We start from the raw sequence: 26,842 nt of genomic DNA, 5'->3' as shown, positions 1-26,842 counted from the left end.
GGATGCGCGGCGCTGTGTCATCGTGGCCGGATGTACTGGGTAGCGGGGGTTTTCGCCGCCGTGTTGGTCGCGTTCTCGAATCGGTACGGCTACCACCGCGATGAGCTCTACTTTCTCGCGGCGGGCAGGCATCCCGCGTGGGGCTATGCGGATCAGCCGCCGTTCACGCCGCTGGTGGCCAGGGCGATGGCGGCCATCGATCCCGAATCGTTACCGCTGCTGCGGGCACCCGCCGTGCTCGCGGCGACCCTCGTGGTGGTCTGCGCCGGGCTGATGGCCCGGGAATTCGGCGGTGGTCGCGCGGCGCGGGCGCTGGCCGCGGCGGCGGTCGCGAGCGCCGCGCTGGTGCAGGGTGCGGGACATCTGCTGAGCACGGCGGTGTTCGATCTGGCGGCGTGGTCGGTGCTGGGGTTGTTGCTTTTGCGGTTGCTGCGTTACCCCGCTCGGCCCGGCCCAGGCGCGAAATCGGTGACGGTCGCACAATATTCGGTCCCAGTCGCCGCGGCGGACCCTGCCGTCGTGGAATCCGCCGATGCGGTCATAGCCGCGAAATCGGCCGTCGACGGCGCGGCTGTCCTTCGCGCCGATCCCCGTTGGTGGCTTGCGATCGGGCTGGTGGCGGGGGCTGGCCTGCTGAACAAGTCGCTGCTGATCTTTCCCGGCGCGGCGCTGGTGGTCGCGCTGCTCGTAGTCGGCCCGCGAAAGGTCTTGGCGACCAGGTACTTTCCCGTGGCTGTCGGGCTGGCGGCCCTGCTCTGGCTGCCGTATCTGTGGTGGCAGGCGCGCGACGGGTGGCCGCAGTGGGACGTCGGGCGGGCGATCGCGGGCGGTTCGTCCGGCACGTCCGATTCGCCGATCATGTTCGTACTGTTGCAATTCGGGCTGATGGGTCCGCTGCTGACGCCGCTGTGGATCTACGGACTGTGGCGGCTCTGGCGGGAGCCGCGCTATCGCGCTATCCCGGTCGCCTACGGTCTGCTGTTCGTCGTCTTCCTGCTGACCGGCGGGAAGGCGTATTACCTGGGCGGGATGTATCCGATCCTGCTCGCCGCGGGCGCGGTGCCGTTGGCAGGCATGCTCGGCCTGCGGCGTTGGCGTTGGGCGGCGGCCTGCTCGGTCGTGACGGTGAATGCGATCGGCTCGGCCGTGTTGTTCCTTCCGATCCTCCCGGTCTCGGCGCTGCCCGGGTCGCCGGTGCTCGCGGTGAACTACGACGCGGGGGAGACCATCGGATGGCCGGAGTTCGTCCGTCGAATCGGCGCTGTCCGTGCCGGTTTGGGTGGTGACGTCGCCGTGCTCACCGCCAACTACGGCGAGGCGGGCGCGATCGAGCGCTTCGGCGCGCCCTATGACCTGCCGGCACCGCACTCCGGCCACAACGCCTACTGGTGGTGGGGCCCACCGCCCGGCACCGCCACGGAGGTGCTCATGGTCGGCATCGAGCGTGATCGACTCGCCGAACTGTGCGCCGTCGTCGAACCGGCGGGCCGCATCGACAACGGCCTCGGCATCGACAACGACGAACAGGGCGAGCCGCTGTTCGTCTGCCGCGAGCCGCGCGCGCCGTGGCACGAACTCTGGCCGCGCGCAAAGCATCTCGGCTGAATCTAGAGCCGATGCCTGCGCAGGAACTCGTCGATGACCTTCCACCATTGCGCGGGCCGCTCGACCATGAGCGCATGCCCGGCGTCGATCTCGACGTACTCCGCGCCCGGAATGGCCGCGGCGAGCATGCGCGAATTGGCCGGGTCGATCAGCAGGTCGGCGGTGGCGTTCAGTACCAGCGTCGGCACCGTGATGCGCGCCAGATCGGCTGTGGTGTCCACGTTTTCGACGAGGGCTGCTTGCTGCCTCGTCCCGCCGGGCACGGCGGCGGCGGTCTGCCGGATCAGCGCGTCGACAGCGGCGGTGGGCAGCGAGCCGAGATGGTCCGCCGAGAAACCGACCAGGGCCGACAGCCGCGCGAACGTCTCGGTGTCGCCGAGATCCAGCAGATCCTGCCACGCCTGGACGGCAATCCTGGCGCGGTTGTCCGGCTTCGCGAAGCCCGCGGCCAGCAGTAATCCGCGGACCCGGTCGGGATGCCGGACGGCGGCCCGCACCGCCACCGCGGTGCCGAGCGAGAACCCGAGGACGGTGAAGGTCTCGACGCGCGCGTCCACCGCGGCCGCGACCAGTGCGTCGGCGAGTGCGTCGAGGTCGAGCCGGGTGTCGTCGCCGGGGTAATCGGAGGCCACCACGGTGTGCGTCGCGGCCAGCGCCGGGATGATGCCGCCGAAATTGCTCGCGATCGAGCCGCTCGCCCCGTGCGCGAGAACGATGCCGGACCCGGCGCCGGAGACGGTGGTGGTCAGGGGAATCGCTGTCATGCCGCCGAAGTTAGGTATTCACATGGATGTGAAGGCCAACCCGGAGTGAGCGGAGTCACATGCTGATCGGAGACCTCTCGCGCGTCAGCGGCGTGGCCCCGCGACTGCTGCGCTACTACGAGGAACAAGAGTTGCTGGTGCCCGGCCGGGACGCGAAGGGCTACCGCACCTACGGCGCGGACGCGCCCGCGCGGGTCGCCCGCATTCGCGAATTGCTCGCGGCCGGAATGTCGACCGAGGACAGCCGCGGTCTGCTGCCCTGTATGTCGGATCCGACGCGGTGGGTGCTGCCCTGTGACGAGTCGCTCGACATCGTCGAACAGCGCTACGCCGAGCTCGGCAGCAAGATCGCCGAACTCACCAGGCAGCGCGCCCTGCTCGAGGTGCAGCGCGACGCCATCCGGGACTGGCTCGACCGAGAGTGACTCCAGCGCAGGAGTCTTCGACCAGGTCGTTCGGTGTGCGGCGGTGTTAGCGTATGCCGCATGCCATCACGGATGGGGAGTAAGCGCTTCGGCGCCGCGGTCTTGACGATCGTGGCTGGACTGACGATCGGATCACCCACGGTGCGAGCGGATTTCGTGCCCGCGTCGTGCGCGCAGGGGTGGATCGCGGAGACCGTGGTCGCGGGCGTGGGCAATCTGGAGAATCTCGACAGCGACGGCGCGGGCGGGTTCTACGTCACCGGCATCCTCGATGGATTCCTCGCCCACGTCGACGCCTCCGGCCGCTTCGAACCGCTGCTCACCGGACTCGATCACCCCGCGGGCGTGCGGGTGGTCGGACGCTCGGTGTACTACCTGACCGGCGACGGCCTGGACGCCCCGCCGGGCACGTTGCAGCGCTACGACCTCGACACAGGCGCGGTCGAGGTGTTGCTGACCGACTTGAACGGACCGAACGGCCTGCTGGTGCTTCCCGACGGGGACCTGCTGTTCACCACCCTCGGCATCAAGTCCGCCCCGACCGGCATCTCGCGCTATCGCCCGTCCACCGGCGAGTACACCAAAACCTGGTCCCCGCTGCCGCTGACCAACGGACTCGCGCTCGCGCCCGACGGCCGATCCGTGTTCACGGACAGCTTGGAGCTGAAGATCTTCCGCATTCCGCTGGACGCCCCGGGCACCTCGACCGTCGTCTCGGGCATTCCGCAGCTGCTCGCGCTGCCCGACGACATGGAGGCCACCCGCGACGGTCAGCTGTTCGTCGCCGATCACGCGCTGGGCGCCGTCTACAAGATCGACACCGCGACCGGCGCGGCCTGCGCCATCATCACCGGACTGATCAAGCCTGGCCCGCTCCGCAATCCGCCGGACGGTGCGACATCGGTGCGCATCGTGCGCGAGGGCGACGGCTGGGCGCTGTACGTGACGAGCATGGACGGCGCCCTGCGCCGATTGCGTCCACCGGCCGGGCTCGACCTCACTCCAGCCGACGAACGGCGGCGATAGCCGGAACGGACGCCCGCGCAGCCAGTAGGTTGGCTGGCATGGTGGATTCCCACACGCTCGAACCCCTCGACATGGTTCCGGCGACCACGGCCGACGCCGCCCCGCTCATCGCCCTCCGCGACCGCCTGGCGCGCTGGATGGTCGCCAACGGCATCAGGCAGTGGCTACCCGGTGAATACCCCGTCGCGATCCTCGCGCGGGAGGCGACCCGCGGCGAGTGGTACGTGCGGCGCGAGCCGACCGGTGAGGTGGTGGCGGCCGTGCGGCTGGTCTGGCACGACCCCGACTTCTGGGGCGCAGGCGAGCTCGAGGCCGGGTACGTGCACGGACTCATGGTCGCGCCCGGCCACCGCGGCCGCGGAATGGGCGCGCGGGTGCTCGCGTTCTGCGCCGAACGCACCCGTGCGCGCGGGCTCGACCGGCAGCGCCTGGATACCGCCGCGGACAACCCCGGGCTGCGGAAGTATTACGCCGCACAGGGTTTCACCGAGCTGCGGGAGACGACGCTGCCGCCGCAGTTCCACGGCACCGACCGCGTCGTGTTGATGGAGAAGCTGCTGACCTAGGCGCCCTGTCTAGCGCGCGAAGCGGGACAGCACCGCCTCGTGCAGGAGTCCGTTGGTCGCGACGGCGTCGCCGCCGTGCGGGCCCGGCGTGCCGGACAGCGACGTGAAGACGCCGCCCGCCTCGCGGACCAGGATGTCGAGGGCGGCCAGATCCCACAGCGACACTTCGGGTTCGGTCGCGATGTCGACCGCGCCCTCGGCGAGCAGGCAGTAGCTGAAGAAATCGCCGTATCCTCGCACCCGCCACACGTCGTCGGTGAGTGCGAGGAAGTCCTCGCGCATCCCGCGCTCGCGCCAGCCGGACAGGCTGGAGAAGGCCAGGCTCGCCGAGTCGAGCCCGGCGACGGCCGACACCGAAATCGGGTGGGGCGCACCGGGATGGAAGGTGGTCCAAGCGCCCGAACCCGCCGCCGCCCACCAGCGCCGCGCCAGCGCGGGCGCGCTCACCACGCCCACCACCGGCACGCCGTCCTCCAGCAGAGCGATCAGGCTGGCCCAGATCGGCACGCCCCGCACGAAGTTCTTGGTGCCGTCGATCGGGTCGACCACCCACTGGCGCCCGCGGAATTCCGCGTCGCCGCCGAACTCCTCGCCGAGCACCGAGTCCTCCGGCCGCTCGTGCGTCAGCATCTGGCGGATCGCCCGCTCCACCGCGAGGTCGGCGTCCGAGACCGGCGTCAGATCCGGCTTCGCGTCCACCTTCAGATCCAGCGCGCCGAACCGCGCCCTGGTGATCGTGTCGGCCGCGTCGGCCAGCCGCAACGCGAGTTCGAGGTCAGAGGAGTGAGCAGCCACGTCAGCAAACCCTAATGGACGCGGCCGGACGCGGGCCGTCGACAGCCCGCGTCCGGCCGGACCGAAGCGTGGCACGCCCGACGGACTGTGCCGCGGAGTTCGTCGCAGGCTCGCGTATGGCCGGGCTGAGGCGGGGCGCGCCTGCCGGACGCGGCCGGACGGAGCGCGTCGTCGGCTCGCGCACAGCCGGGCCGGAGGCGGAAGTACGCCTACTGAGAACTGTCGGACGGACGCCGTCGGCAGCATGCGCACGACCGGACCGGAGACCCTGCACGCCCACTGCACTCGATCGAGCGCCTCAGGCGGCGACCGACGCCGTCCGGGCGGCGGCGAGCGCGGCGGCCCACCAGTGCAGCCGGTCGAGCATCGTCTGCGCCGCGGCGGCGGGTTCGTTCGGTTCGCGCAGCCGGCCTTCCTCGTCGAAGAGCAGGTAGTAGCGCGGGAACGAGACGTACTCGCGGACGGTGTGCGCGTTCAGTTCGTTGAAGACCTGCCGCAGGTGCTCGATCGCGAGCAGGCCGCCGCTGGCTCCGCTGTAGCCGACGAATCCGATCGTCTTGGCGTCCCACTGGGTGAAGTGCCAGTCGATGGCGGCTTTCAGCGCGGCCGGGTAGCTGCGGTTGTAGTCGGGGGTGACGATGACGAACGCGTCGGCGGCGGCCAGCCGGGCGCTGAGGTCGACCATGCCCTCGGGGCGCGGCGGGTTCGGTTCCATGGCGGGCGGGACCGCGGGCAGCGCGAGCGGCAGGTCGGCGTCGGCGAGGTCGATCACGTCGACCTCGAAGCCGCCGTGGCTGGCAGCCTGTTCGGCGAACCAGGCGGCCACCGTCGAACCGAACCGGCCCTCGCGGACGCTGCCGATGATCACCGCGAGCTTCAGAGCGGACATGTTTGCTCTCCTTCGATCGAGTGCGGTCGGTGCGACCGCCGCGTCTCAATCTGCTGCCGGACCGCGTGGGACTGGTAGACCGCGCGGAGAGTGGTAGTGGCAGGGCCACCCTTGCGGCGGGCCGTGCTTGTACCGTTCGGAGGGTGAGCGACAACGAGCTTGGCTTGTTTCTCCGGAGCAGGCGCGAGGCAGTAAGTCCGGCGCGGGTCGGCCTGCCCGCGGGTCCGCGCAGGCGTACCCCCGGACTCCGCCGCGCCGAACTGGCCACCGTGGCCGGGGTGAGCGTCGAATACATCACCCGGCTGGAGCAGGGGCGCGACCGTCATCCCTCGCCGCCGGTGCTCTCGGCGCTGGCCGACGCGCTCCAGCTCACACCGAGCGAACGCGTCCACCTGCATCGCCTGACCAAATCCGCCGACCCCGGGTTCAGCTGCACGGGCGGCGCGCAGCCGACGCGGCAGGTGCGCCCGACCGTGCGCGCCGTTCTCGATCACCTGGACCCGGCGGCCGCGGTCGTGGTCAACCGGCTCGGCGAGGTGCTCGCGTGCACCGAGGGCTACCGCAGGTTGATGGGCCCGACCGGCCTGCTCGACGACGACCCGCTGGCCAACCTGGCGCGTTTCGTCTTCGCCGACCCGCGCGCCCGTCTCGTCTACCCCGACTGGGACGACGTGGCCGACCAGCGGGTCGCGGCCCTCAAGCAGGGTCCGTTCCGCGCCGACCCGGCCATCGCGGCGCTCGCCGACGAACTCACGGTGATCGCGGGCGACGAGTTCACCCGGCGCGTGGAGAACGTGCCCAGCCTGCCCGCCGCCACCGGCATCACCCGGCTCGCCCACCCGGTGGCGGGCTCGCTGCGCCTGGCCTACGAAACCCTCGACCTGTTCGCCGACGACGACCAGCAGCTCATCGTCCACCTGCCCGCCGACGACGCCACGGCCGCGGCGCTGGACGCGCTGGCGGGCCGCCGCCCCAGGCAGCTGCGCGCGGTCTCCGGCTGAGACATCCCCCGCAAACGGCGGGCGCGCTTTTTCCCGCCTCGGCGGGGCCGGTAGTCTAATACATCGTGCATCCTGACGTTTCCGCTGATCTCGCCGAACTCGACGCCACGCTGAAGACGGTCGAGTCGGTCCTCGACATCGAGGAACTGCGCCGCCGCATCGATGAGCTCGAGCACCAGGCGGCCGATCCCGACCTGTGGAACAACCAGGATCACGCGCAGCAGGTGACCAGCCAGCTGTCCCACGCGCAGGGCGAGCTGCGCCGGGTCGAGGAGCTGCGCCAGCGGCTCGAGGATCTGCCGGTGCTCTACGAACTCGCCGAGGGCGAGGAGGGCGAGGCCCGCACCCAGGCGCTCACCGAGGCCGACACCGAACGCGCCGCGCTACACGCCGACGTGGAGGCGATGGAGGTCCGCACCCTGCTCTCGGGCGAGTACGACAAGCGCGAGGCGCTGGTCAACATCCGCTCCGGCGCCGGTGGCGACGACGCCGCCGACTGGGCCGAGATGCTGATGCGCATGTACATCCGCTGGGCGGACCGGCACAAGTACGCCGTCGAGGTGTACGACACGTCCTACGCCGAAGGCCAGGGCATCAAGAGCGCCACCTTCGCCGTGAAGACGCCTTACGCGTACGGCACCCTGTCGGTCGAGATGGGCACCCACCGCCTGGTGCGGATCAGCCCGTTCGACAACCAGGGCCGCCGCCAGACCTCCTTCGCCGAGGTCGAGGTGCTTCCCGTGGTCGAGACCACCGACCACATCGAGGTGCCCGAGACCGAGATCCGCGTCGACGTGTACCGCTCCTCGGGTCCCGGTGGCCAGAGCGTCAACACCACCGACTCCGCGGTGCGCATCACGCACATCCCGACCGGCATCGTCGTGACCTGCCAGAACGAGAAATCCCAGCTGCAGAACAAGATCTCGGCCATGCGCGTGCTGCAGGCCAAGCTGCTGGAGCGCAAGCGGCAGGAGGAGCGCGCCGAGATGGACGCGCTGAAGACCAACGAGGGCGCGTCCTGGGGCAACCAGATGCGCTCCTACGTGCTGCACCCGTACCAGATGGTCAAGGACCTGCGCACCAGCTACGAGGTCAACAACCCGACCGCGGTGCTGGACGGCGACATCGACGGTTTCATCGAGTCCGGCATCAGGTGGCGCATGCGAGAAAGCCAGAACCAGTGAGCTGTTTCAGAAGTCGCAGCATCCGCCGGCGGATGCGCGAAGGCTGAGCCGAATTGGTTCTCGGAACCCGCTCAGAAGTTGCGGCATCCGCTGGCGCACACGGGAGCAGGCGAATCAGTTTGCGGTGCGTGGCATTCCGGTGCGACGCGCGGCCCCGGTCGTTACTCCGTTGTAGCCTGTCTGGCGTGCGTGTTGCGGATGGTGTGAAACGGCAACCGGGATGGGCGAGGTGATCGCGGCGGCGTCCGCCGCGGACTCCACGGCCTGGCTGCGATCCAGCGGCCTGGAGATCGTGCTGCTGATCCTGGGCGTGATGCTGTTCAGCCGGTTCGCCACGTTCGTGCGCGACCGGGTCACCAGCAAGATCGACGCGGGTTTCCGCAGCAGCGACGCGCTGGTGCGGACCGAGGCGGCCAAACATCGGCACGCGCTGGCCCAGGTGCTCACCTGGGTCGTGCTGACCGTCGTCTACGTGCTGGTCGGCATGGAGGTGTTGCAGCGGCTCGGCTTCCAGGTGACCGGGCTCGTGGCGCCCGCCGCGGTGCTCGGCGCCGCGCTCGGTTTCGGCGCGCAGCGCATCGTGCAGGACATTCTGGCCGGATTCTTCCTGATCACCGAGCGCCAATACGGATTCGGTGACGTAGTTCGCATCGCCGTGGCTGGATCCGCGGAGATGGCCGAGGGTACGGTCGAGGACGTCACGTTGCGGATCACCACGCTGCGCAACGCCGACGGCGAGGTGATCACCGTGCCGAACGGGCAGATCGTGAAAGTGACCAATCTGTCCAAGGATTGGGCTCGCGCCGCGATCGACGTTCCGGTGGCGGCCAGCGCCGACATCACCAGGGTGAACGAGATTTTGCACAAGGTAGGAGCCGAAGCGTTCCGCGACCGCAGGCTCGAGCCGCTGCTGCTCGACGAACCCACCGTGATGGGCGTGGACGACCTCACGATGGATCAGATGAACATCCGAATGGTTGCTCGAACATTGCCGGGTAAGCAGTTCGAGGTCGGACGTGAGCTGCGGGTCCGAGTGGCCGCGGCCTTGCGCCGGGAAGGTATCAGTGAAACCACGTAAGTCGACCGCGATCCTGGGGGCGACCTGGGTCGCGACATTCGTGTTGTACCTGTTCGTCAAGCCCGATCAACCGGCTGCGACCGGGATCACTCAGGTCGTGAACACCATACCGGCGCTGGTGAATACGGAGCAGGCCGGACAGTAGCTGCAACTCTGGGGTGGATGCGCGGGTTTAGCTGGTTAGACTGGCTCCCCGTGATCACCATGCGGAACGTCACCAAGTCGTACAAGACGTCGACGCGACCCGCGCTGGACAACATCACGGTCGATGTGAGCAAGGGCGAGTTCGTCTTCATCATCGGACCGTCCGGCTCCGGCAAGTCGACCTTCATGCGTCTGCTCTTGAAAGAGGAGGCGCCGACCGCCGGGGAGATCCGCGTCGCGGACTTCCGCGTCGATCGGCTCCCCGGGCGCAAGGTGCCGAAGCTGCGCCAGCGCATCGGCTGCGTCTTCCAGGACTTCCGGCTGTTGCAGCAGAAGACGGTCCAGGAGAACGTCGCGTTCGCCCTGGAGGTGATCGGCAAGCGTCGCCAGGTCATCGACCGCACGGTGCCCGAGGTGCTGGACATGGTCGGTCTCGGCGGCAAGGGTGACCGGTTGCCCAGCGAGTTGTCCGGCGGCGAGCAGCAGCGGGTGGCCATCGCCCGCGCGTTCGTGAACCGGCCGCTGGTGCTGCTGGCCGACGAGCCCACCGGCAATCTCGACCCCGACACCAGCTTCGACATCATGGTGCTGCTCGAGCGCATCAACCGCACCGGAACCACGGTGGTGATGGCCACCCACGACAACCACATCGTCGACTCGATGCGCAGGAGGGTGGTCGAGCTCGACCACGGCCGCCTGGTGCGCGACGACGCGATCGGCGTGTACGGAGTAGATCGGTAATGCGCGCGAGTTTCCTTTTCAGCGAGGTGGCCACCGGTCTGCGTCGCAATGTGACGATGACCGTCGCGATGATCCTGACCACCGCGGTGTCGCTCGCCATGCTCGGCGGCGGCCTGCTCTCGGTCCGGATGGCCGACAAGACCGAGCAGTACTTCACCGGCCGCCTCGAGGTGCGCTTCTACCTCGACGAGAACATCTCCGCCAACGACCCGGACTGTGCTACCGATCCGTGCCGCTCGCTGCTGGCCGACATGAAGAACACCTCGGGCGTGGTCAGCGTCCAGTTCCTCAATCGCGCCGCCGCGCTGGACGAGGCGAAGAAGCTCTTCGCCGATCAGCCGGAGATGGTGCAGTACATCTCGGAGACGCCGCTGCCCGCCTCGATGCGGGTCAAGATGACCGACGGCGACCAGTACGAGCGCATCTACGACACCTACCACGCCCGCAACGGCGTGCGCACCGTCGCCAACGACCGCGAGTTCGTCGACCGGCTGCTTCGGCTGTTCGACGGCCTGCGCAACGCGGCGTTCGGTCTGGCCGTGGTGATGGCGCTCGCGGCGCTGCTGCTGATCGCCAACATGATGCAGATCGCGGCGTTCACCAGGCGCACCGAAGTGGGCATCATGCGGTTGGTCGGTGCGACGCGCTGGTACACCCAGCTGCCGTTCCTGCTGGAGGCCGTGGTCGCGGCCTTGGCGGGTTCGGTGTTGGCGATCCTCGGGCTGCTCCTCGCCCGGCCGCTTGTCATCGACCGGGCGCTCGGACCGCTGTTCGACAGCAATGTGTTCCCGCGGATCACCGGTGACGACATCGCCACGGTCGCGTTGACCATCGCGCCGGTCGGCATCCTGGTCGCGGCCGTCGCGGCCTACGGCACCCTGCGGTACTACGTCCGCGAGTGACGGGTCCACGAGTGAGGCGGAAAGTCGTTCATCCCCATGGGGAGAACTCGGCCGATACGGCCCGATCCACCGCGATGTAGCGGCGTGGTGGTCGGGGGTCGCTCGTAGGATGGGCCCCGTGAATCCCCCCGAACCCCTCCCTGCCGACGTGACCGTCTCCGTCGCCCCCGCGGGCGCCGAAAGCGCTGCGGCGCAAGAGGTTCTACGCAGGGTCTTCGGGTACGACAGTTTCCGCGGCGACCAGGCCGAGATCGTCGGGCACGTGATCTCCGGCGGGGACGCGCTGGTGCTGATGCCGACCGGCGGCGGCAAGTCGCTGTGCTATCAGGTGCCCGCCCTGGTGCGGCCCGGCGTCGGCGTGGTGGTCTCGCCGCTGATCGCGTTGATGCAGGACCAGGTGGACGCGCTCAGCGCGCTCGGTGTGCGCGCGGGCTTCCTCAACTCGACGCAGTTCCCGGACGAGCGGCGCACGGTGGAGGCCCAGTTCCTCGCGGGTGAGCTCGACCTGCTGTATCTGGCGCCGGAGCGGCTGCGGCTGGAGTCGACGGCCGAGTTGCTCGATCGCGGCAAGGTCGCGCTGTTCGCCATCGACGAGGCGCACTGCGTATCGCAGTGGGGCCACGACTTCCGGCCCGACTATCTGGGGCTGTCGATGCTGCACGAGCGCTGGCCCGACGTGCCGCGCATCGCGTTGACCGCGACCGCCACCGAGAAGACCCGTGACGAGATCATCGAGCGCCTCGATCTGGGCGGGGCGCGCCGGTTCGTGGCCAGTTTCGACCGGCCCAACATCCAATACCGGATCGAGCCGAAGAACCGCCCGGACCGGCAGCTGCTGGAGTTCATCCGCGCCGAGCACGCCGGTGACGCGGGCATCGTCTACTGCTTGTCGCGCAATTCGGTGGAGAAGACGGCGGCCTTCCTCAACGAGAACGGCGTCGGCGCGGTGCCGTACCACGCCGGACTCGACCACCGCACCCGCGCCGCGAACCAGGCTCGGTTCCTGCGCGAGGACGGATTGGTCGTGGTCGCCACCATCGCCTTCGGCATGGGCATCGACAAGCCCGACGTCCGATTCGTCGCCCACCTGGATCTGCCGAAGTCGGTGGAGGGTTACTACCAGGAGACCGGTCGCGCGGGACGCGACGGACAGCCGTCCACCGCGTGGATGGTCTACGGACTCAACGACGTGGTGCAGCAGCGCAGGCTGATCGACTCCTCCGAGGGGGACGCCGCGCACCGTCGGCAGCTGCAACTGCACCTCGACGCCATGCTGGCCCTGTGCGAGACCGTGGCCTGCCGTCGCACCCAGCTGCTCGCCTACTTCGGGCAGGCCGGTCTGCCGTGCGGCAACTGCGACACCTGCCTCACCCCGCCCGAATCCTGGGACGGCACCGTCGCCGCGCAGAAGCTGCTGTCGGCCGTCTTGCGCCTCAAGCGTGAGCGCGGTCAGAGCTTCGGCGCGGGCCATGTCGTCGACATTCTGCTCGGCAAGACGAACCCCAAGGTCGTTCAGTACGACCACCACGAGCTGAAGGTCTTCGGCATCGGCACCGATCTGCGCGATACCGAGTGGCGCGGCGTGGTCCGGCAGCTGCTCGCGCAGGGGCTGCTCACGGTGCACGGTGACTACGGCGTGCTGACCCTGACCGAGGCCAGCCAGGAGGTGCTGTTCGACGGCCGCCAGGTGCGGTTGCGTCGCGAGCCGGAGCGGGTCACCAAACCGTCGAGGTCCGCCAAGCCGGGCAAGGCGGCCGCCGCGGCCGACCTCGCCGCCGCCGATGTGCCACTGTTCGAGAAGTTGCGCGAGTGGCGCGGCGCCACGGCCAAGGAGCAGGGCGTGCCCGCCTACGTCGTGTTCCACGACGCGACGCTGCGCGAGATCGCCACCCGCAAGCCGGCGAGCCTCGCGCAGCTGGGCGCGATCGGCGGCATCGGTGAGAACAAGCTCGCCAAGTACGGCGAGCAGGTGCTCGAGGTGCTCGCCGCCGAGTGACCTGATGCGCACGTCCGGGTGCACGGACTGTGAAATATTGACCCCTCAGATCGACTGTCGCGCCGCCGTGGGCCAGGATGGTCCGGGAAATCGGAGTCGCGGAGGTCGGCATGAGTGGTGCGCAGGGGATCGGTCGTCGGGAATTGCTGGCGGGGGCCGCGGGGATCGCGGCGGGAGCCACCCTGGTCGGTCTCACGCCGGCCCAGGCGGTTCCGGTCGCCGCTGGGATCGCCAAGTTCGGGCTCCCGGCCGATCGCGCCGTGCGCGCGCTCGTCACCGGCGACGCGGGCACTGGCACGCGCACCCAGTGGGCGGTCGCGGACGCCGCCCGGGCGTTCCACGCCCGTGAACCGTTCTCGCTGGCGCTCGGCCTCGGTGACAACATCTACGAGAGCGGCCCGAACAGCGGCGACGACGTCCAGTTCGCGACGAAATTCGAGAACCCGAACACCGGGCTGGACTTCCCGTGGGCGATGGTGCTCGGCAACCACGACACCAGCTCGGTCATCGGCGGCGACGGCGGCTGGCTGCTGCGCGGAAATCACGAGGTCGAGTACCACGCGAACTCGCCACGCTGGTGGATGCCGAGCCGCTACTACTCCGTCCGGGTGCCGGAGGAACGGCCGGTGGTCGAGTTCTTCGTGCTCGACCTCAACCCGCTGGCCGCCTACCTGCCGCCGCTGTTCGCGCCGTACTGGGCGGTCGACGGCGAATTCATGAACGCGCAGCGCGCCTGGCTGGACCGGGCGATCGCCGAATCACCCGCACCGTGGAAGATCGCCTGCACGCACCACCCGTACCTGAACAACGGCCCGCACGGCGACGCGGGCAACTACGAGGGCCTGTCCATAGAACCCCTCAACGGCGTGCACGTGAAGCGGTTCTTCGAGGACCACGTGGTGGGCAAGTGCCATTTCATCCTCTCCGGCCACGACCACTCGCTCCAGGTGCTCGAGCCCACCGCGGCGGCCAAGGGCACGCGCCAGCTGGTGTCCGGCGCGGCAGCGAAAACCGTTGGCGCCGAGCCGCGCCGGACGCCAGGCGGCGCCGGGACGCCCGCCCTCTACGAGAACTACCACCAACTGGGCTTCATGGTCATGGACCTCAGCCCGAGCGCGGTGGATCTGCGGGTGGTCGCTGTGGACCCGGCGACGGGCGTGGGCTCCGAGGTCTTCGGCCGTCGCCTGGCGTAGACCGCCGCCCGACGGCACAGCCCACATCACCGAATCACAACACCCCGAGGGCTGCGCCGGTAAATTTCCGCCCCGGCGGTTACCGTGCAGGCATGGCACCCGGTGATGACCCGCCCGAGGGCGGCTCCGACACGTCCGGTGGATCGCCGCCACCCGACACTCCCGCCCCCGCGCCGCACGGCCCGATGGATCCCGCGGTGGAATCGGTGTGGCTGGGTCGTCGGCGCACACCCGTGCACCTCGGCCGTCCGCGCGTGTCCACCCTGCTCATGCTCGCCGCCTTCGTCGCGGTCCTCGTGATCTACATCGCGCTGCGGCCCGGCGGCTGAGCGCACAGCGTTGCACCGGCCACAGCGCTGGAATAAAACGATTGCCGCGTCACTTAGAGTTGACCGTTATGAAGGAAAAAGGGCGCAAGGTCATCGCGACCAACCGCCGGGCGCGGCACAACTACACGATCCTGGACGTCTACGAGGCCGGGATCGCGCTGGTCGGTACCGAAGTCAAGAGCCTGCGCGAGGGCAAGGCCTCGCTGGTGGACGCCTTCGCGACGGTCGACAACGGCGAGGTGTGGCTGCGCGGGCTGCACATTCCGGAGTTCAGCCACGGCACTTGGACCAACCACGCACCACGCCGGGTGCGCAAGCTGCTGCTGCACAAGCGAGAGATCGAGCGCTTGGTGGGCAAGTCGCGCGAGGGCAACCAGACGCTGGTGCCGCTGTCGATGTACTTCTCCGACGGCAAGGTCAAAGTCGAGCTCGCGCTGGCCAAGGGTAAGCAGGACTACGACAAGCGCCAGGATCTGGCTCGGCGGACCGCCGAACGCGAAGTGACTCGCGAGCTCGGCCGCCGCGTCAAGGGCATGAGCTGAGATCGTAGACCTGGAACACGGGAACCCCCGGGTGCGATCGAGCGGATCGCGCCGGGGGTTCCGTCAGTTCGGTCTCACAATCGCGCGCACGGTCCGTGCAGCGTCACGCGTTGCAGCGTCGGCCCGCGGAAGTCGGGCAACAGAGTCCGCGACCCCATCGGCGCGTTCGCGTCGGGCACGCCGATGACCGCCCGCTGCGCGGTGAGGTCCGGTTCGCCGGAGCCGTAGTTGTGCACGGCGGCCATGCCCTCCGAATCCACCGAGAGCCCGTCCAGCGCGCCGCGCACACCGGCGCGGGTGAGATCGCCCTCCGCCTCGGCGCGGCTCAGCACCGCCTTCATCGGGTAGGAGATCGCCCAGCCGAGGTTGTAACCCCAGTTCGTCGGCGGCTGTAGTGCCGCCGCGCGGGCATGCTGGGCGCCGACGCTGCGTCCGTCCCAGCCGTCGTAGGGCGAGGTGTAGTTGTACAGCGAGGTGATCGCCGCCGCGACGGGCGTCTTCAGCAGGGCCCCGTTCCAGGTCGGGGTGGAACCGAGGAATCGGCCGTCGTAGCCGCCGGCGACGAGTTTGCCGATGATCTCGGCGGTTTCGGCGGGACCGGTGGCCAGCAGCACGACATCCGGCGGGTTGGCCAGGATCTCGGCGACCGGCCCGTCCTGGTTGCCCACCTCGGCATTCGGGCCGGTGTCCACGCGGGCGGTGACGATCGCGTTGTTCTCCGACGCCCACCGCAGTGCGCCGTTGGCGTAGTCGCCGCCGTAGTTGCCGCGGAAGGCGACGACGGCGAGCGTGCGCGGCCTGGACTGGAACTGGGCGAACCAGTCCAGGCCCATGATCGCCTCGGTGCAGTACGAATATCCCGTGTCCAGCACCAGATTCCGGTCGGTCTCGCGATACTGCCAGCCCGACCAGAGGGTGCCCGCGCCGGTCAGCAGGTCCACCGCGTCCATCTCCGGCAGCACCGAAAGCGTCTGCGCCGTACCGAAACTCATCGCCAATGCCAGAACGTGCGGTTCGATCTGACGGAACTGCTCACGGTGCCGGTGCGGATCGTAGGCGGTGTCCCTGGCGTAGGTCGTGATGTCGACCTCGTAGTTGCCGATGCCGCCCGATTTGTTGACCTCACGCCAGAAGGCCAGCTGACCGTCGTTGAGCGCCTTGCCGAGCGGGGCGAACGGTCCGGCCTCCAGGTCGGACAGCACGCCGAGATAGATACAGCCCTTGCTCTTGTCGACCGCCTGCGGGCAGGGCGCGCTGGTGACGCCTTGCCCCGTCTCGGTCGACTCCGTCGAACAGGCCGCCAGTGCGAAGCCGAAGGCGATCGCGGCCGCAGCGGCGCGGAACAGCCTGCGGCGACGGCGGATTGGTCCCAAAGTTCTCTTCCTTCGATGGAGACGGAAATGCGTTGCCCGGTGGTCGGTCGGTTCACAGCCGGACGCACGGCCCGTGCATCGGCAGTTGCGGCAGGGTCGGTCCGCGGTAGTCGGTGGCCACCGTGCGCGAGCCTAGCGGCGCGGACGGATCGGGGGCGCCGATCACGGCACGCTGGGCGGTGTAATCCGGTGCGCCTGTGTTGTAGGTGTGCGGCGCCGCCATTCCCTCGAAATCGACCGTCAGCGCGGTCTGCGCCGCGCGCACGCCGACCCGGTTCAGCGGGCCGTTCGCCGCCGCCTTCGTGAGCAGCGCCCGCATCGTGTAGGAGACCGCCCAACCGAGGCTGTAGCCCCAGTTCGACGGCTCCTGTGGCGCGGCGGCGCGGGCCCTGCGCGCACCCGTGCTGTCCCCGCCCCAGCCGTCGACCGGCGAAGTGAAGTTGTAGAGCGCCGAGAGCGCCGGCCCGGCGGGTGTTTTCAGCAGCGCGCCGCTCCAGGTCGGCGCCGAGCCGAGGAATCGTCCCTTGTATCCCGCCGCGACGAGTTTGCCTACGATCTCGGCGTTTTCGGCGGGCCCGGTGGCCAGCAGCACGAGGTCCGGTGGGTTGGCGAGGATTTCGGCGACCGGCCGGTCCTGGTTGCCGACCTCGGCGTTCGGTCCGGTGTCGATCCGCGACGTGACCAGCACGTTGTTGTGCGCCGCCCAGCGCAGCGCGCCGTTCGAGTAGTCACCGCCGTAGTTGCCCCGGAACCCGATGACGGCCAGATTGTGCGGCCGGTACTGGTGCTCGGCGAACCAGTCCAGACCCATGATCGCCTCGGTGCAGTACGAATACCCGGTGTCCAGAACCAGATTCAGGTCGGCTTCGGGGTACTCCCAGCCCGACCACAGTGTGCCCGCCGAGGTCACGATGTCGGCCGCGTCCATCTCCTGCAGTAGGGCGAGGGTCTGCGCGGTGCCGAGGCTCATGGCCAGCGCCAGCACGTTCGGCCGGATCTCGCGGAACGCCTCCAGATGTCGGTGCGGATCGTAGGCGGTGTCCCTGGCGTAGGTCGAGATGTCGACCTCGTAGCCGCCGATGCCGCCTGCCTTGTTGACCTCGGTCCAGAATGCGGTCTGCCCGTCCTGCATCGCCCTGCCGATCACGGCGAACGGCCCGCCGCCGAGATCGGACAGCACGCCGAGGTAGATGCAGCCTTTGTCTCTGTCGATTGCGTTCGGGCACGGCGCGCTGGTGACGCCGGGTCCAATGGTTTCGCTCGGCGTGGAACACGCCGCGGCCAAGACGAGCCCGACGATCATCGGAACCGCCGCGGCGTGGAACAGACGACGACGCCGCCTGCTGGTGTTGCCCATTATTGCTCCTGTCGCAGCCACCGGACGCTCTCGATTCCGGTACGGCCGAACAGGAACAGTACCGGTCAGGGGGTCGGCAAGAAGGCGGTTTCGCAGTTGCCGTGGCGTCGTCTGGCGCGGGGTGAACAAATCGGACGACTGACCAGTATGAGGCGGGGTGGATCGGGTGCCCGTTTCGGTAGGTGGGGGGGCAAATCGTGGCTGGTCGGAGGTGGTGTCCACCAGCGGTGCATCCTCCTGCGGTGGGGCTCTCGCTGCGGTGCGCCGATCTCTTGGAACTGTTCCGTCGATGCGGCCGTTGGACTTGTTGACACCTGCCCGACAGCGTGCCGCGAACCGGCCGGTCAGGCTCGAGCGTGATCGCACCTGATCGATATGAGCCGCTAGGCGCGCAAATAATCGGGATGATCCGACGTCTGGTGAGTGTTAGCATTACTAGCCCGCAAGGTGCGGGCGCGTACGGGGCTGAACGGTTTCGACTGCGTACGTTGATTCAGGGGAAGCGTGTCGGTGCAGGCAAGAGACCACCGTAAGCGTCGTTGCAACCAATTAAGCGCCGATTCTCATCAGCGCGAGTACGCTCTCGCTGCCTAAGCGATAGCGTCTCTGTCGGCCCGGGATATGCCCTCGGTCCCGGTGCCGGCATCAGCTAGAGGGCTCACCGTCCGACTCGGTCGCGGAGCCGGACGGGACATCTAACAGCGACTGGGATCGTCATCTCGGCTTGTTCGCGTGACCGAGAGATCCGAGCAGAGACACAGCGAACTGCACACGGAGAAGTCCTGAAGACACGGCGGAGGACCCGGGTTCGATTCCCGGCAGCTCCACGAGTGCAAGGCCCATGCCCATGGAGGGCATGGGCCTTGCTCGTTCCGCTGAGTGTTTGTGGGGGTGCAACCCCCACACCCCGCCCGGCGGGCTTCGCCCCCGGACCCCCGTCCCATGGCTGCCTACCCAATGGCGCGCCACCCCCGGGCCCCCACCCGATGGGCTGCCTACCCAGTGCCATGCCGCCTCGGATCCCCAGCTCATGGCCGCCTACCCACTGGCATGTCGCGCCATGACCCCCAGGGCTGCCGATCCAAATGCTGCGCGCCCTGCGGGCCTCTACTCCAGGGCTGCCTAGTCGATGCCGTTCCCCCGCCGATCGGATCGCCTTGAGTATGATATCTGAGGCATTTCGGGGCAGATCTTGCAGGTATACTGTCCAAAATGCCTTTCAACTCGGTGTCGGGAGGTGGCAGATGCTTCGTAGCTTCAGGGTCGGCAACCATCGTTCGTTCGCGGACGAGAACGAGCTGCTGCTGATGCCTGCCGCTGACGATCGGCCTGCGGTTCCGGTTGCCGCGGTGTACGGGGCGAACGCCTCTGGGAAGTCCAACCTGTTGGATGGGCTCCGGTTCATGCAGCGGGCGGTGACCCAGTCGTTCTCCCGGTGGGAGCCCTTCGCAGGTGTTCCGCGCGCTCCTTACAGCTTTCGGACGAGTCACATATTCTCTGTCGCGTCGACTTACGTCGTCGAGATCGTGGCCGACGGAATTCCGTGGACGTATGGGTTCACGGTCGATAACGAGCGGGTGCTCGAGGAATGGCTTTTCAGCTATCCGGAGAAGCGTAGGCGGGTGCTGTTCCAGCGGACCGGGGACGAGTACAGCTCGGGGTCGGTGATGGCCGAGCATCGGGCTCAGCTCAAAATCATGCAGGAGCTCACCCGACCGAATTCCCTGTTCCTGAGTGCTGTTGCCCAGGCCAGGCCGGATATGTTCCAGCCGGTACACCGCTGGTTCCGTGAAACGCTGATTCTTCCGGACGGGCAACGTGCTTCGACAGATGCGATCGCACGTCGCCTGCGTGGCGTTCTACTTCGTGGGACGGCGGCGGAGGGGGCTCGTCTGGTGGAGCTGGTTCAAGAAGCAGACTTCGGAATTGCCGCCATCGATACACCTGTTGTTCCGGAGGCTCTGCTCGATTCCATCCCGCCCGGGCAACGGCTCGACATCACAGGGCTGAAAATGTTCGATGAGTTCGCTTCGAGAAGTGAAGCGCAAGTCGATGACTCGACGGATAGGATTCCTGCGGTGCACGACGTGTACGGGGATAGAGTTGCTCGCGCGTTGCCTCCGCTGGTATTCGTTCATCACGGCAGCGAAGGGGCCGTGCTGCCGCTGGAGCAAGAGTCCGCGGGCACCATCGCCTGGCTCGAGATCCTGCCCGGAGTTCTGGACGCGCTCGATCACGGGCGGGTTCTGGTCATCGATGAGATCGACACCAGTCTTCATCCGCTGCTCACCGCGTCGCTGATCGAACTGTTCCAGTCGGATGAGACCAATCCTCATGGCGCGCAATTGATCCTGACGACGCACGACTCCTCCCTTCTCGGTACGGTCGTTCGTCCCGATGGATTGCTGCGCCGCGACCAGGTGTGGTTCGTCGAGAAGGACGCGAACGGGGCCAGCTCACTGTATCCGTTGACCGATTACAAGCCGCGCAGCGAGCACAATCTCGAACGTCGCTATCTCGGAGGAAGTTTCGGTGCGATCCCGCGGGTCGACTTCCATCGACTCGCAGAGGCTTTGCGGCATGCCCACCCGGCGTGAGAACTCGCGCCGTCGACGAGCGCCGTTCCGCGATCCGGTGACGCTGATTCTGATCGTGTGTGGCGGCGAAGTCACCGAGCCCGCGTACTTCCACGGTCTACGTCGACACCTGCGCAATCCGGCAACCAAGTCCGCGGTGACGGTGCGCCCCGAGGATCCCAAGCGCGTCGTTGCCTTCGCGGCCAGGCAACGCGCAGACTACGACCAGATCTGGTGCGTTCTCGACGTCGACGAGTTCGACTACTCCGAAACGATCCGAATGGCACGGACGTCGAAAATTGATCTGGCGGTGTCGAATCCGTGTTTCGAGTACTGGCTGCTACTTCATTTCGAGAATTGCGATGCCACCCTGACAGGTTTTCGAGACGTCGAGAAGCGGCTCAAAAAGCACCTCCCGGCCTATGACAAGTCTGCGCTCCGTTTCGCGGACTACATCGAGGGTGTCGAGGAAGCCGTGCGCCGCGCGAAGTCGCGGAGCGTGGACGCCGGCGATGAGCATCGCGCCAATCCGTCGACGGGTGTGTGGAAGCTGGTGGAACTTATGCTGCCTGAATCGTCGGAGCGGTAGCGACCTCGGGCGGAGCCGGATTCGACGGGCGCGGAGGGAGAGGCTTCGTCTCACGGCGGGGCGGAAGGATTCAGCCTCGATATTTCGTCGGGCCTTCGGCCCCTGCGATCGGGTTCGGATTGGTTGTTGGCCGTTGATCAGCGGATTTCGGGCAAATTGGGGTGGCCGGTCAGCAGGTTGGCTGCAGGGTTCCACGGGCCCGGGTGGGTGTCCGGCCTATATCCAGACCGCGCACGGGCCAAGCGAGAGTGGTGGTGCAGAGTCTTTCGGATGTCCGATTGCCGATCGGACGACGGTGGAGGTCGCTCTCAGCGCGATCCGTGGGTCATCGCGGTGGTGATGGCGAAGCCTGCGATCCACTCGGGAATGGGCACGTAGAAGCGTGACGTCATCCGGTAAGGGCCGGTCGCGGCCAGCGAGGCGTATGCCGCGATCCAGGTGCGCACCTCGTGCGCGGAGCCGCCGCCCTCGGCGCCCATCCACTCGGGGGTCCACTCGTCGATATCGGCGAGCCTGCCGTCTTCGAAGGTGTCGAGGACAAGGTTGTCCCAGCGTGGGTTGATCGGCATCATCGTGGTCGATCCCGCCGCGTAGGAGTGGCCGGCCTGCAACATTCGATGCTCGCTGCGAGCCCGCTGTTCGGGAGTCGGCGGGTGGCCATCGATGAGGGCGTCCGCGACGCGGCGCGGTGCGTTCTCGAGAACGGGAACCGGCGGGTCGTGGGACAGTCCACCGGATGCCACGAACATGACCCGCATGCCGAGTTCCCGCGCGGCCGCACCGAGAGCTGTTCCGAGAGAGCGGATGCGATGAAGGGGACCGAACGGCGCGGCGACTCCGTTGACGAAGACCGGGACGACCGGAATGCGGTCCATCCCGCCGAACAGTATCTCCAGCGGCTGGACGAATCCGTGGTCCACCGCCATACGCGCGGAGACGGGCAGATCGATGCCGCGCTCCAGTGCACCGCGGGCCAGTTGTTTCGCCGCGGCCGAGTCGACCGAGAGCGAGCCGACTCGGGAACCGAAGTCGCCGATCGAATACGCCTCGGTCCCGAGGCAGAACGGCGGCATCTGACGGTAGAAGAAGCCGTTGTAGTGATCCGGTGCGTACAGGACGACCAGATCCGGCGCGAACTCGGCGACGAAAGCGCGCGTGGCGGAGATCTCCGCATAGACACGTTGCAGAATGTCCGGGGCCGGATCGTTCTTCCCGATGAGGGGTGAATGCGAGAGTCCCACGAGAGCGGCGGTCATGAGCATGCTCCTTCCCGGTCCGGATGGACGACGAATTTTCCGGTCCTCGCGCCGTCGATCATGAAACCCTTAAGAATCACCGCGAACCATCCGGGCGTTCCAGGTATCTCGCCGAGCACTAGACCGGACGGCGGGTCGTCGGCGCTCTGCGAAATTGCGGTGGCAGCGAGCATGGTCGCAACCCTGCCCTGATAGCCCAGCCGGACCACAGCGCGCGTTCCCTACAGCGGAACGTGCTGTGGATGAGCACGCTCGCAGGCGGTTGTCTGACACCATGACCACCACCATGCGACCCGCCGCCTCCGATGCCTGCGGCGCAGCGGGCGAATCCCCGCGCACCGCCCTCGGTCCGCCCAGGGGTTCGTTGACCCGTCCGGATCCGCAGATGGTGACCACCCCTGACCGGAGGGGCCGAGGGTGACGCAGGAACAACGGGGGACATACGAATTGTGGGCCGGTCCGGCGAACACACCGGTGACCGTCGATGTCGCGCGTTGCGCCGACGGCAGGCTGCGGGTCGCGTACCCGGTCGGCGCCCATGATGTGGAGGTTCGGATCACCGGGGCGCCGAGCGCGCAGGTTCTCACCGACGCGCTCGCCGCGGCGACGTCGGCGATCCTCGATGCCGACCCGCACTGTCGGCGTGTGGTTTTCGCGGTTCCGAAGGGCGACGAAGCCGGCCTGGCCGCCGCCGAGCTCGCCGGTTACCGGCACGTGGTCGACGTCGACGTACCAGGGCAGTCGCTGGGCTTGCTCGTGGTGGAACCGGCGTGGGTCACCGCGGCCGATATCGACAACGAGCACGTTCCGGGCACATGATCGTCGAGCGGCCCGTGGCGGCGTCGCGGGGGTTGCCTGACCCGACCCTCACCGCCGCCGAGCGCGCCCTACTGCGCAAGCTCCATGGCTGCCTCGGCGAGCTGCTCGCCGCCCCCGATTCGGCGCAGTGGCGCTACCGGCAGGGCGAGCGCTCCGGCGGCGGTCACGGAGGATACTCAGAGCTCGCCGCTCGACTTCGCGAACATCTGTCCCGCGGCGGCGGCGACGCGGCGCAGGGTCGGAACATGCCGGCGGGTATCGATGCGCCCGGTAGCCCCCGCAATCGACAGCGCGGCGACTGGACGGCCTGCGGAACCGAACATCGGCACCGCCACACAGCTGAGCCCGCGTTGAATTTCCTCGTCGTCGAACGCGATTCCGTCGCGACGCACGCGTGCGAGTTGCAATGACAGCGCGGCCTCGTCGGTCACGGTGTGTGAGGTGAAGGGACGCAGCGTGGCGGCCGCGGTCGCTGCCGCGTCGCTGTCGTAGGCCAGCAGGACCTTGCCGACCGCCGTGCAGTAGGCGGGCGCGCGGCCGCCGATCCGGGAGGGGGACCGTATCTGGCGGTATCCGTACAGTTTCGCCAGATACAGCACGTCGGCGCCGACGAGCACCGCGAGATGCGTGGTTTCGTGGGTGCGTTCGTAGACGTCGGTGACGAACGGGATCAACCGATCTCGCAGTGCTTCGTGATCGGGCGTGTAGGCGCCGCGACCGAGTTCGTGCAGCCGCGGCCCCAGTCGGTAGCTCGTCCCGACCCGCTCCACCACGCCGTTGCGCTCGAGGATGCTCAGCACCCGGAACGCGGTCGACTTGTTGAGGTCGGCGCGTCGAGCGAGTTCGCTGACGCCGACCCCGGTGTTCGCCTGGTCGCGAAACGAGACCAGCAGGCTGATCGCCTTGTCGATCGCGGCTCGATCGTCGCGGACGGCGTGGGTGAGCGGCTTCGTCGTCATACGATCTCGTGCGTGAAGGAGTAGGCGTTCAAGCGTTCGCGGAGTTCGCCGAGGCGGTCCGGGACGGCATCGTTCAGGTCGATCAGTGCGTGTGCGCGGCCGCCGCGATCGGTCACCGTCACCTCGCCGGACAGGCGCGCGTCCCGGAGTTCCCGCAGCACAACATGATTGACCGAGTCGTGCGCAAGGGCGACTTTGTTCACCTTGCCGACCGCGGTGACCGGTATGGCCGGGATGGTGTGGATGAACTTCGGGACGGCGGCCGGTTCGGGTGCGTGCTGCGCGGCCCAGTCGCTGAGCTCGCGGTGATCCGGATCGGCGCCCGATCGAAGCACGAGGTAGGCGGCCGGGACTTCGCCCGAATGCGCGTCGGGACACGGAACCACTGCGGCCGCAACGACATCCGGATGAGCCAGCATCGCGTCCTCGACCAGGCGCGGGTCGATGTTGTGGCCGCCGCGGATGATGATGTCCTTGGCGCGCCCCGTGAGATAGACGAAGCCGTCCGCGTCGACCCTGCCGAGATCGCCGGTGATCAACCAACCGTCGACGATCACACCCGTGGGATCCGGGGCGGGACCGTCCGGCCCCGGCCGGAGATATCCGGGAAAGACGCTGGGGCCCTCGATCGCCAGTACGCCGACCTCACCGGGACCGCAGTCGCCGGACGGAAGTCCGTCCGTCCCGATTCGGACGGCCTTGACCTGCTGGTAGGGCAGGGGAAGCCCGATGGACCCCGGTTTGCCGCCGACCATCGGGCCGATGGTGTTCGCGCAGGTCGCCTCGGTGAGCCCGTAGCCTTCGATCATCGAAACACCGGTGGCGGACTCGAATTCGGCCCGGACCCGGCCCGGCAGCGGAGCCGCACCGACGATTCCGGCGCGCAAGCTGGAGACGTCGACATCGTTGGGGACCGGGGGCAGGGAGGCGTACACCGTCGGAACCGCCGAGAAGGTCGTGACCCGGTAGCGGTCCACGATTCGCCAGAAATCCGCCACTGCCGCGCGATCCCGGAACCCGAGGCTGCCGAGCGATACCACGGTGCCGCCCTTCAGGAAGGGTGCGAGGGTGGAGATGAGGATGGCGTTGACGTGGAACAGCGGCAGACCCGTCAGCACGACGGTGTCACCGCCGAATGCGCCGTGCTGCCCGAGCGCCCAGGCGATGTAGACCTCGCTCGCGTGGGTGTGCGGGGCCACTTTGGGCACTCCGGTCGTGCCGCCGGTATGGAAGTAGGCGGCGATGTCGGATGCGCCCGGCCGGTACTCGAAGGTGAGGGCGTCCGCGGGCCGGGAGGCGGCCAGTTGTTCGAAATCGCCGACCCAGTTGCCCGGCGCGGTGCGCACCGGCCCGCCGACGGAGACCAGCGCTCGCAGCGAGGGCAGCGCCTCGGCCACCGCGCACGCCTTGTCCCAGCTCACGGGATCGAGCGCGGGCGCGGGCGCGACGAGTATGTGTGCCTCGGTGAGACGCAGGATCTCGATGATGTGTTCGGTGGCGAGCATCGGATTCACCGGGTTGGCGATGCCGATGGCCTGTGCCCCGAGCAGCGCCGCGTAGGTCGTCCCGGTGTTCGGGAGCATGAGGCCGACGACGCCGCCGGGCTCGAGTCCCAGTGCGGCATACAGATTCGCGGCCCGAGTCGTCCGTCGAAGCAGTTCGGTGTAGCTCCAGGTCTCCGGTTCGTCCCAGCGGTTTCCGCCGGGTAGCAGATGGAGAGCGGGCTTCTCGCCGTGCCGTCGCGCGGATCGTTCCAGCAAGTCGTAGGTGGTGGCGGGCAGATCGCGGTCGGCGAGCGGCACATCGCCGAGTCGATCGATGCCGGGGCCGGCCTGCGCGAGGTCGTTGGTTACGGCGTTCACGCGGAGACCACCGAGTTGGTCAGGACGCCGATCCGCTCGACCTCGACCTCGACGATGTCGCCATGTCGCAGGAAACTCCCGGAGAACAGTCCGGCGCCGCGCGGGGTCCCGGTGCAGATCACGTCGCCGGGCAGCAGCGTCTGGTACTTCGACAGATGCGAGACGATCTCGGGAATCGAGTGGATGAAACTGCTCGTTCGATCGTCTTGGCGCAGTTCGCCGTTCACTCGGGTCTGGATACGCAGGTCGATCCGGTCGGTGAACTCGTCCGCGGTGACCAGGCACGGGCCGAGCGGTTTGAAGGTGTCGAAGCTCTTGGCGACGCCGATCGACGCGACCGCGTCGCCGGTCATGGCGCGGCGCTGGATGTCGCGCGCCGAGACGTCGTTCGCGACGGTCAGTCCCGCCACGTGATCCCAGGCGTCCTCGACCGGCACAGCGGTGGCCGCGCGTCCGATGACGACGGCGAGCTCGCCCTCGTAGTCCACTTCGGCGGCGGCGACCCCGGGCAGGACGATGGGGTTCATCGGTCCGGTCACGGCCGACCCCGCGGTGATCTGGAGGTTGGGTTCGGTGGGCATCTCGATGTCGGTGCGGCCGATGGCGGCGAACGCCGCCAAGGCTTCCTCGGCGTGGCTGGGGTAGTTGAGTCCGACGATCACGACCTTGCCCGGTCTGCGCACCGGAGCATGGAGCGTCGCGGTGTCCAAGGGGATGTCGCGGAGTGTTCCGGCCGCTCGCGCGGCGTCCAGGCCGGGGCCGTCGAGCAACTCGCCGAGATCGCGTTGCGGCAGGTCGAGCAGGGAGAGCACGCCCGCCCGGTCCTCGCGCGCGATTCCATCGTTGGTTGTGTACAGACGCATCTCGGTAC

General features: G+C 68.3%; 26 protein-coding genes and 1 other RNA gene. 18 read left to right on the top strand and 9 right to left on the bottom strand.

The genetic code is table 11. The features are described 5' to 3' along the window. Positions 1-30 precede the first annotated feature (30 nt). Positions 31-1,605 carry a glycosyltransferase family protein gene (locus AC3ERS_RS28080; protein WP_431971101.1) on the top strand — a complete coding sequence of 525 codons (1,575 nt, stop codon included), beginning with the start codon at positions 31-33 and terminating at the stop codon, positions 1,603-1,605. A gap of 2 nt (positions 1,606-1,607) precedes the next feature. On the opposite strand, the gene AC3ERS_RS28075 is transcribed toward AC3ERS_RS28080, so the two are convergent. Then, positions 1,608-2,369 (bottom strand): alpha/beta fold hydrolase, encoded by a 762-nt coding sequence (locus AC3ERS_RS28075; RefSeq protein ID WP_431971100.1) that lies wholly within the window; start codon positions 2,367-2,369, stop codon positions 1,608-1,610. 59 nt (positions 2,370-2,428) lie between these two features. Here AC3ERS_RS28075 and AC3ERS_RS28070 point away from each other — a divergent pair, with 59 nt between their 5' ends. Genes AC3ERS_RS28070 through AC3ERS_RS28060 form a run of 3 tightly spaced genes read left to right on the top strand, consistent with a single transcriptional unit; the run spans position 2,429 to position 4,386 of the window. Then, on the top strand, positions 2,429-2,794 hold the full coding sequence (locus tag AC3ERS_RS28070; RefSeq protein ID WP_431971099.1) for a MerR family transcriptional regulator: 366 nt from the start codon (positions 2,429-2,431) through the stop codon (positions 2,792-2,794). Positions 2,795-2,854: 60 nt separating this feature from the next. Beyond that, on the top strand, positions 2,855-3,820 hold the full coding sequence (locus AC3ERS_RS28065) for a Vgb family protein (protein WP_431971098.1): 966 nt from the start codon (positions 2,855-2,857) through the stop codon (positions 3,818-3,820). A gap of 38 nt (positions 3,821-3,858) precedes the next feature. Next, complete coding sequence (locus AC3ERS_RS28060; protein WP_431971097.1) at positions 3,859-4,386, top strand: GNAT family N-acetyltransferase; 528 nt, start codon at positions 3,859-3,861, stop codon at positions 4,384-4,386. Between the two features lie 9 nt (positions 4,387-4,395). Here AC3ERS_RS28060 and hisN read toward each other — a convergent pair whose 3' ends face one another. Further along, a complete protein-coding gene (gene hisN / locus AC3ERS_RS28055) occupies positions 4,396-5,181 on the bottom strand; it encodes a histidinol-phosphatase (protein WP_431971096.1) in 786 nt (261 codons plus the stop codon). 298 nt (positions 5,182-5,479) lie between these two features. Next, entirely contained in the window at positions 5,480-6,070 is a 591-nt protein-coding gene (locus AC3ERS_RS28050) for an NADPH-dependent FMN reductase (protein WP_431971095.1), read from the bottom strand. Between the two features lie 143 nt (positions 6,071-6,213). On the opposite strand from AC3ERS_RS28050, the gene AC3ERS_RS28045 reads away from it, so the two are divergent. The 10 genes from AC3ERS_RS28045 (at position 6,214) to smpB (ending at position 15,180) form a co-directional block, all read left to right on the top strand. Continuing rightward, on the top strand, positions 6,214-7,071 hold the full coding sequence (locus AC3ERS_RS28045) for a helix-turn-helix transcriptional regulator (protein ID WP_431971094.1): 858 nt from the start codon (positions 6,214-6,216) through the stop codon (positions 7,069-7,071). 65 nt (positions 7,072-7,136) lie between these two features. Beyond that, positions 7,137-8,255: a peptide chain release factor 2 gene (prfB, locus tag AC3ERS_RS28040; RefSeq protein WP_431971093.1), complete on the top strand. Its 1,119-nt coding sequence runs from the start codon at positions 7,137-7,139 to the stop codon at positions 8,253-8,255. A gap of 220 nt (positions 8,256-8,475) precedes the next feature. Then, positions 8,476-9,333, top strand: coding sequence for a mechanosensitive ion channel family protein (locus AC3ERS_RS28035; RefSeq protein WP_431971092.1), 858 nt, complete (start codon positions 8,476-8,478; stop codon positions 9,331-9,333). After that, positions 9,272-9,478 carry an Rv3103c transmembrane domain-containing protein gene (locus AC3ERS_RS28030; protein ID WP_488186296.1) on the top strand — a complete coding sequence of 69 codons (207 nt, stop codon included), beginning with the start codon at positions 9,272-9,274 and terminating at the stop codon, positions 9,476-9,478. Before AC3ERS_RS28035 ends, AC3ERS_RS28030 begins: the two co-directional genes overlap by 62 nt. 50 nt (positions 9,479-9,528) lie before the next feature. Beyond that, entirely contained in the window at positions 9,529-10,218 is a 690-nt protein-coding gene (ftsE, locus tag AC3ERS_RS28025) for a cell division ATP-binding protein FtsE (RefSeq protein ID WP_431971091.1), read from the top strand. Next, positions 10,218-11,120 carry a permease-like cell division protein FtsX gene (ftsX, locus tag AC3ERS_RS28020; protein WP_431971090.1) on the top strand — a complete coding sequence of 301 codons (903 nt, stop codon included), beginning with the start codon at positions 10,218-10,220 and terminating at the stop codon, positions 11,118-11,120. Before ftsE ends, ftsX begins: the two co-directional genes overlap by 1 nt. A gap of 118 nt (positions 11,121-11,238) precedes the next feature. Then, on the top strand, positions 11,239-13,116 hold the full coding sequence (gene recQ / locus AC3ERS_RS28015; RefSeq protein ID WP_431971089.1) for a DNA helicase RecQ: 1,878 nt from the start codon (positions 11,239-11,241) through the stop codon (positions 13,114-13,116). 110 nt (positions 13,117-13,226) lie between these two features. Next, complete coding sequence (locus AC3ERS_RS28010; protein WP_431971088.1) at positions 13,227-14,309, top strand: metallophosphoesterase; 1,083 nt, start codon at positions 13,227-13,229, stop codon at positions 14,307-14,309. Between the two features lie 92 nt (positions 14,310-14,401). After that, the gene (locus tag AC3ERS_RS28005; protein WP_431971087.1) at positions 14,402-14,638 is read left to right on the top strand and encodes a WLR motif membrane protein; all 237 of its coding nucleotides are present in this window, start codon (positions 14,402-14,404) and stop codon (positions 14,636-14,638) included. 68 nt (positions 14,639-14,706) lie between these two features. Further along, the gene (gene smpB / locus AC3ERS_RS28000) at positions 14,707-15,180 is read left to right on the top strand and encodes an SsrA-binding protein SmpB (RefSeq protein WP_379051876.1); all 474 of its coding nucleotides are present in this window, start codon (positions 14,707-14,709) and stop codon (positions 15,178-15,180) included. 74 nt (positions 15,181-15,254) lie between these two features. Here smpB and AC3ERS_RS27995 read toward each other — a convergent pair whose 3' ends face one another. Beyond that, the gene (locus AC3ERS_RS27995) at positions 15,255-16,553 is read right to left on the bottom strand and encodes an ABC transporter substrate-binding protein (RefSeq protein WP_431971086.1); all 1,299 of its coding nucleotides are present in this window, start codon (positions 16,551-16,553) and stop codon (positions 15,255-15,257) included. Between the two features lie 52 nt (positions 16,554-16,605). Then, complete coding sequence (locus AC3ERS_RS27990) at positions 16,606-17,910, bottom strand: ABC transporter substrate-binding protein (RefSeq protein ID WP_431971085.1); 1,305 nt, start codon at positions 17,908-17,910, stop codon at positions 16,606-16,608. Positions 17,911-18,371: 461 nt separating this feature from the next. Between AC3ERS_RS27990 and ssrA the strand changes: the two genes are divergently transcribed. From ssrA to AC3ERS_RS27975, 3 genes are all read left to right on the top strand, one after another. Then, positions 18,372-18,740, top strand: a transfer-messenger RNA (tmRNA) gene (ssrA, locus tag AC3ERS_RS27985). 414 nt (positions 18,741-19,154) lie between these two features. Beyond that, the gene (locus AC3ERS_RS27980; protein WP_431971084.1) at positions 19,155-20,507 is read left to right on the top strand and encodes an AAA family ATPase; all 1,353 of its coding nucleotides are present in this window, start codon (positions 19,155-19,157) and stop codon (positions 20,505-20,507) included. After that, the gene (locus AC3ERS_RS27975) at positions 20,491-21,075 is read left to right on the top strand and encodes an RloB family protein (protein ID WP_431971083.1); all 585 of its coding nucleotides are present in this window, start codon (positions 20,491-20,493) and stop codon (positions 21,073-21,075) included. Before AC3ERS_RS27980 ends, AC3ERS_RS27975 begins: the two co-directional genes overlap by 17 nt. Before the next feature lie 308 nt (positions 21,076-21,383). Here the strand turns inward: AC3ERS_RS27975 and AC3ERS_RS27970 are convergent, their stop codons facing one another. After that, positions 21,384-22,331: a 3-carboxyethylcatechol 2,3-dioxygenase gene (locus tag AC3ERS_RS27970; RefSeq protein ID WP_431971082.1), complete on the bottom strand. Its 948-nt coding sequence runs from the start codon at positions 22,329-22,331 to the stop codon at positions 21,384-21,386. Positions 22,332-22,748: 417 nt separating this feature from the next. Here AC3ERS_RS27970 and AC3ERS_RS27965 point away from each other — a divergent pair, with 417 nt between their 5' ends. Beyond that, complete coding sequence (locus AC3ERS_RS27965; RefSeq protein ID WP_431971081.1) at positions 22,749-23,150, top strand: hypothetical protein; 402 nt, start codon at positions 22,749-22,751, stop codon at positions 23,148-23,150. Positions 23,151-23,326: 176 nt separating this feature from the next. Here AC3ERS_RS27965 and AC3ERS_RS27960 read toward each other — a convergent pair whose 3' ends face one another. The 3 genes from AC3ERS_RS27960 to AC3ERS_RS27950 are packed head-to-tail and all read right to left on the bottom strand — an operon-like array spanning position 23,327 to position 26,834. Continuing rightward, a complete protein-coding gene (locus AC3ERS_RS27960) occupies positions 23,327-24,109 on the bottom strand; it encodes an IclR family transcriptional regulator (protein WP_431971080.1) in 783 nt (260 codons plus the stop codon). Continuing rightward, positions 24,106-25,971 (bottom strand): acyl-CoA synthetase, encoded by a 1,866-nt coding sequence (locus AC3ERS_RS27955; RefSeq protein WP_431971079.1) that lies wholly within the window; start codon positions 25,969-25,971, stop codon positions 24,106-24,108. Before AC3ERS_RS27955 ends, AC3ERS_RS27960 begins: the two co-directional genes overlap by 4 nt. Next, on the bottom strand, positions 25,968-26,834 hold the full coding sequence (locus AC3ERS_RS27950; protein ID WP_431971078.1) for a fumarylacetoacetate hydrolase family protein: 867 nt from the start codon (positions 26,832-26,834) through the stop codon (positions 25,968-25,970). Before AC3ERS_RS27950 ends, AC3ERS_RS27955 begins: the two co-directional genes overlap by 4 nt. Positions 26,835-26,842: the final 8 nt, after the last annotated feature.

It is taken from the genome of Nocardia sp. bgisy134 (genome assembly GCF_057708325.1).
The sequence above is the reverse complement of the archived record's forward strand: the minus strand, read 5'-3'. Positions and strand labels throughout refer to the sequence as shown.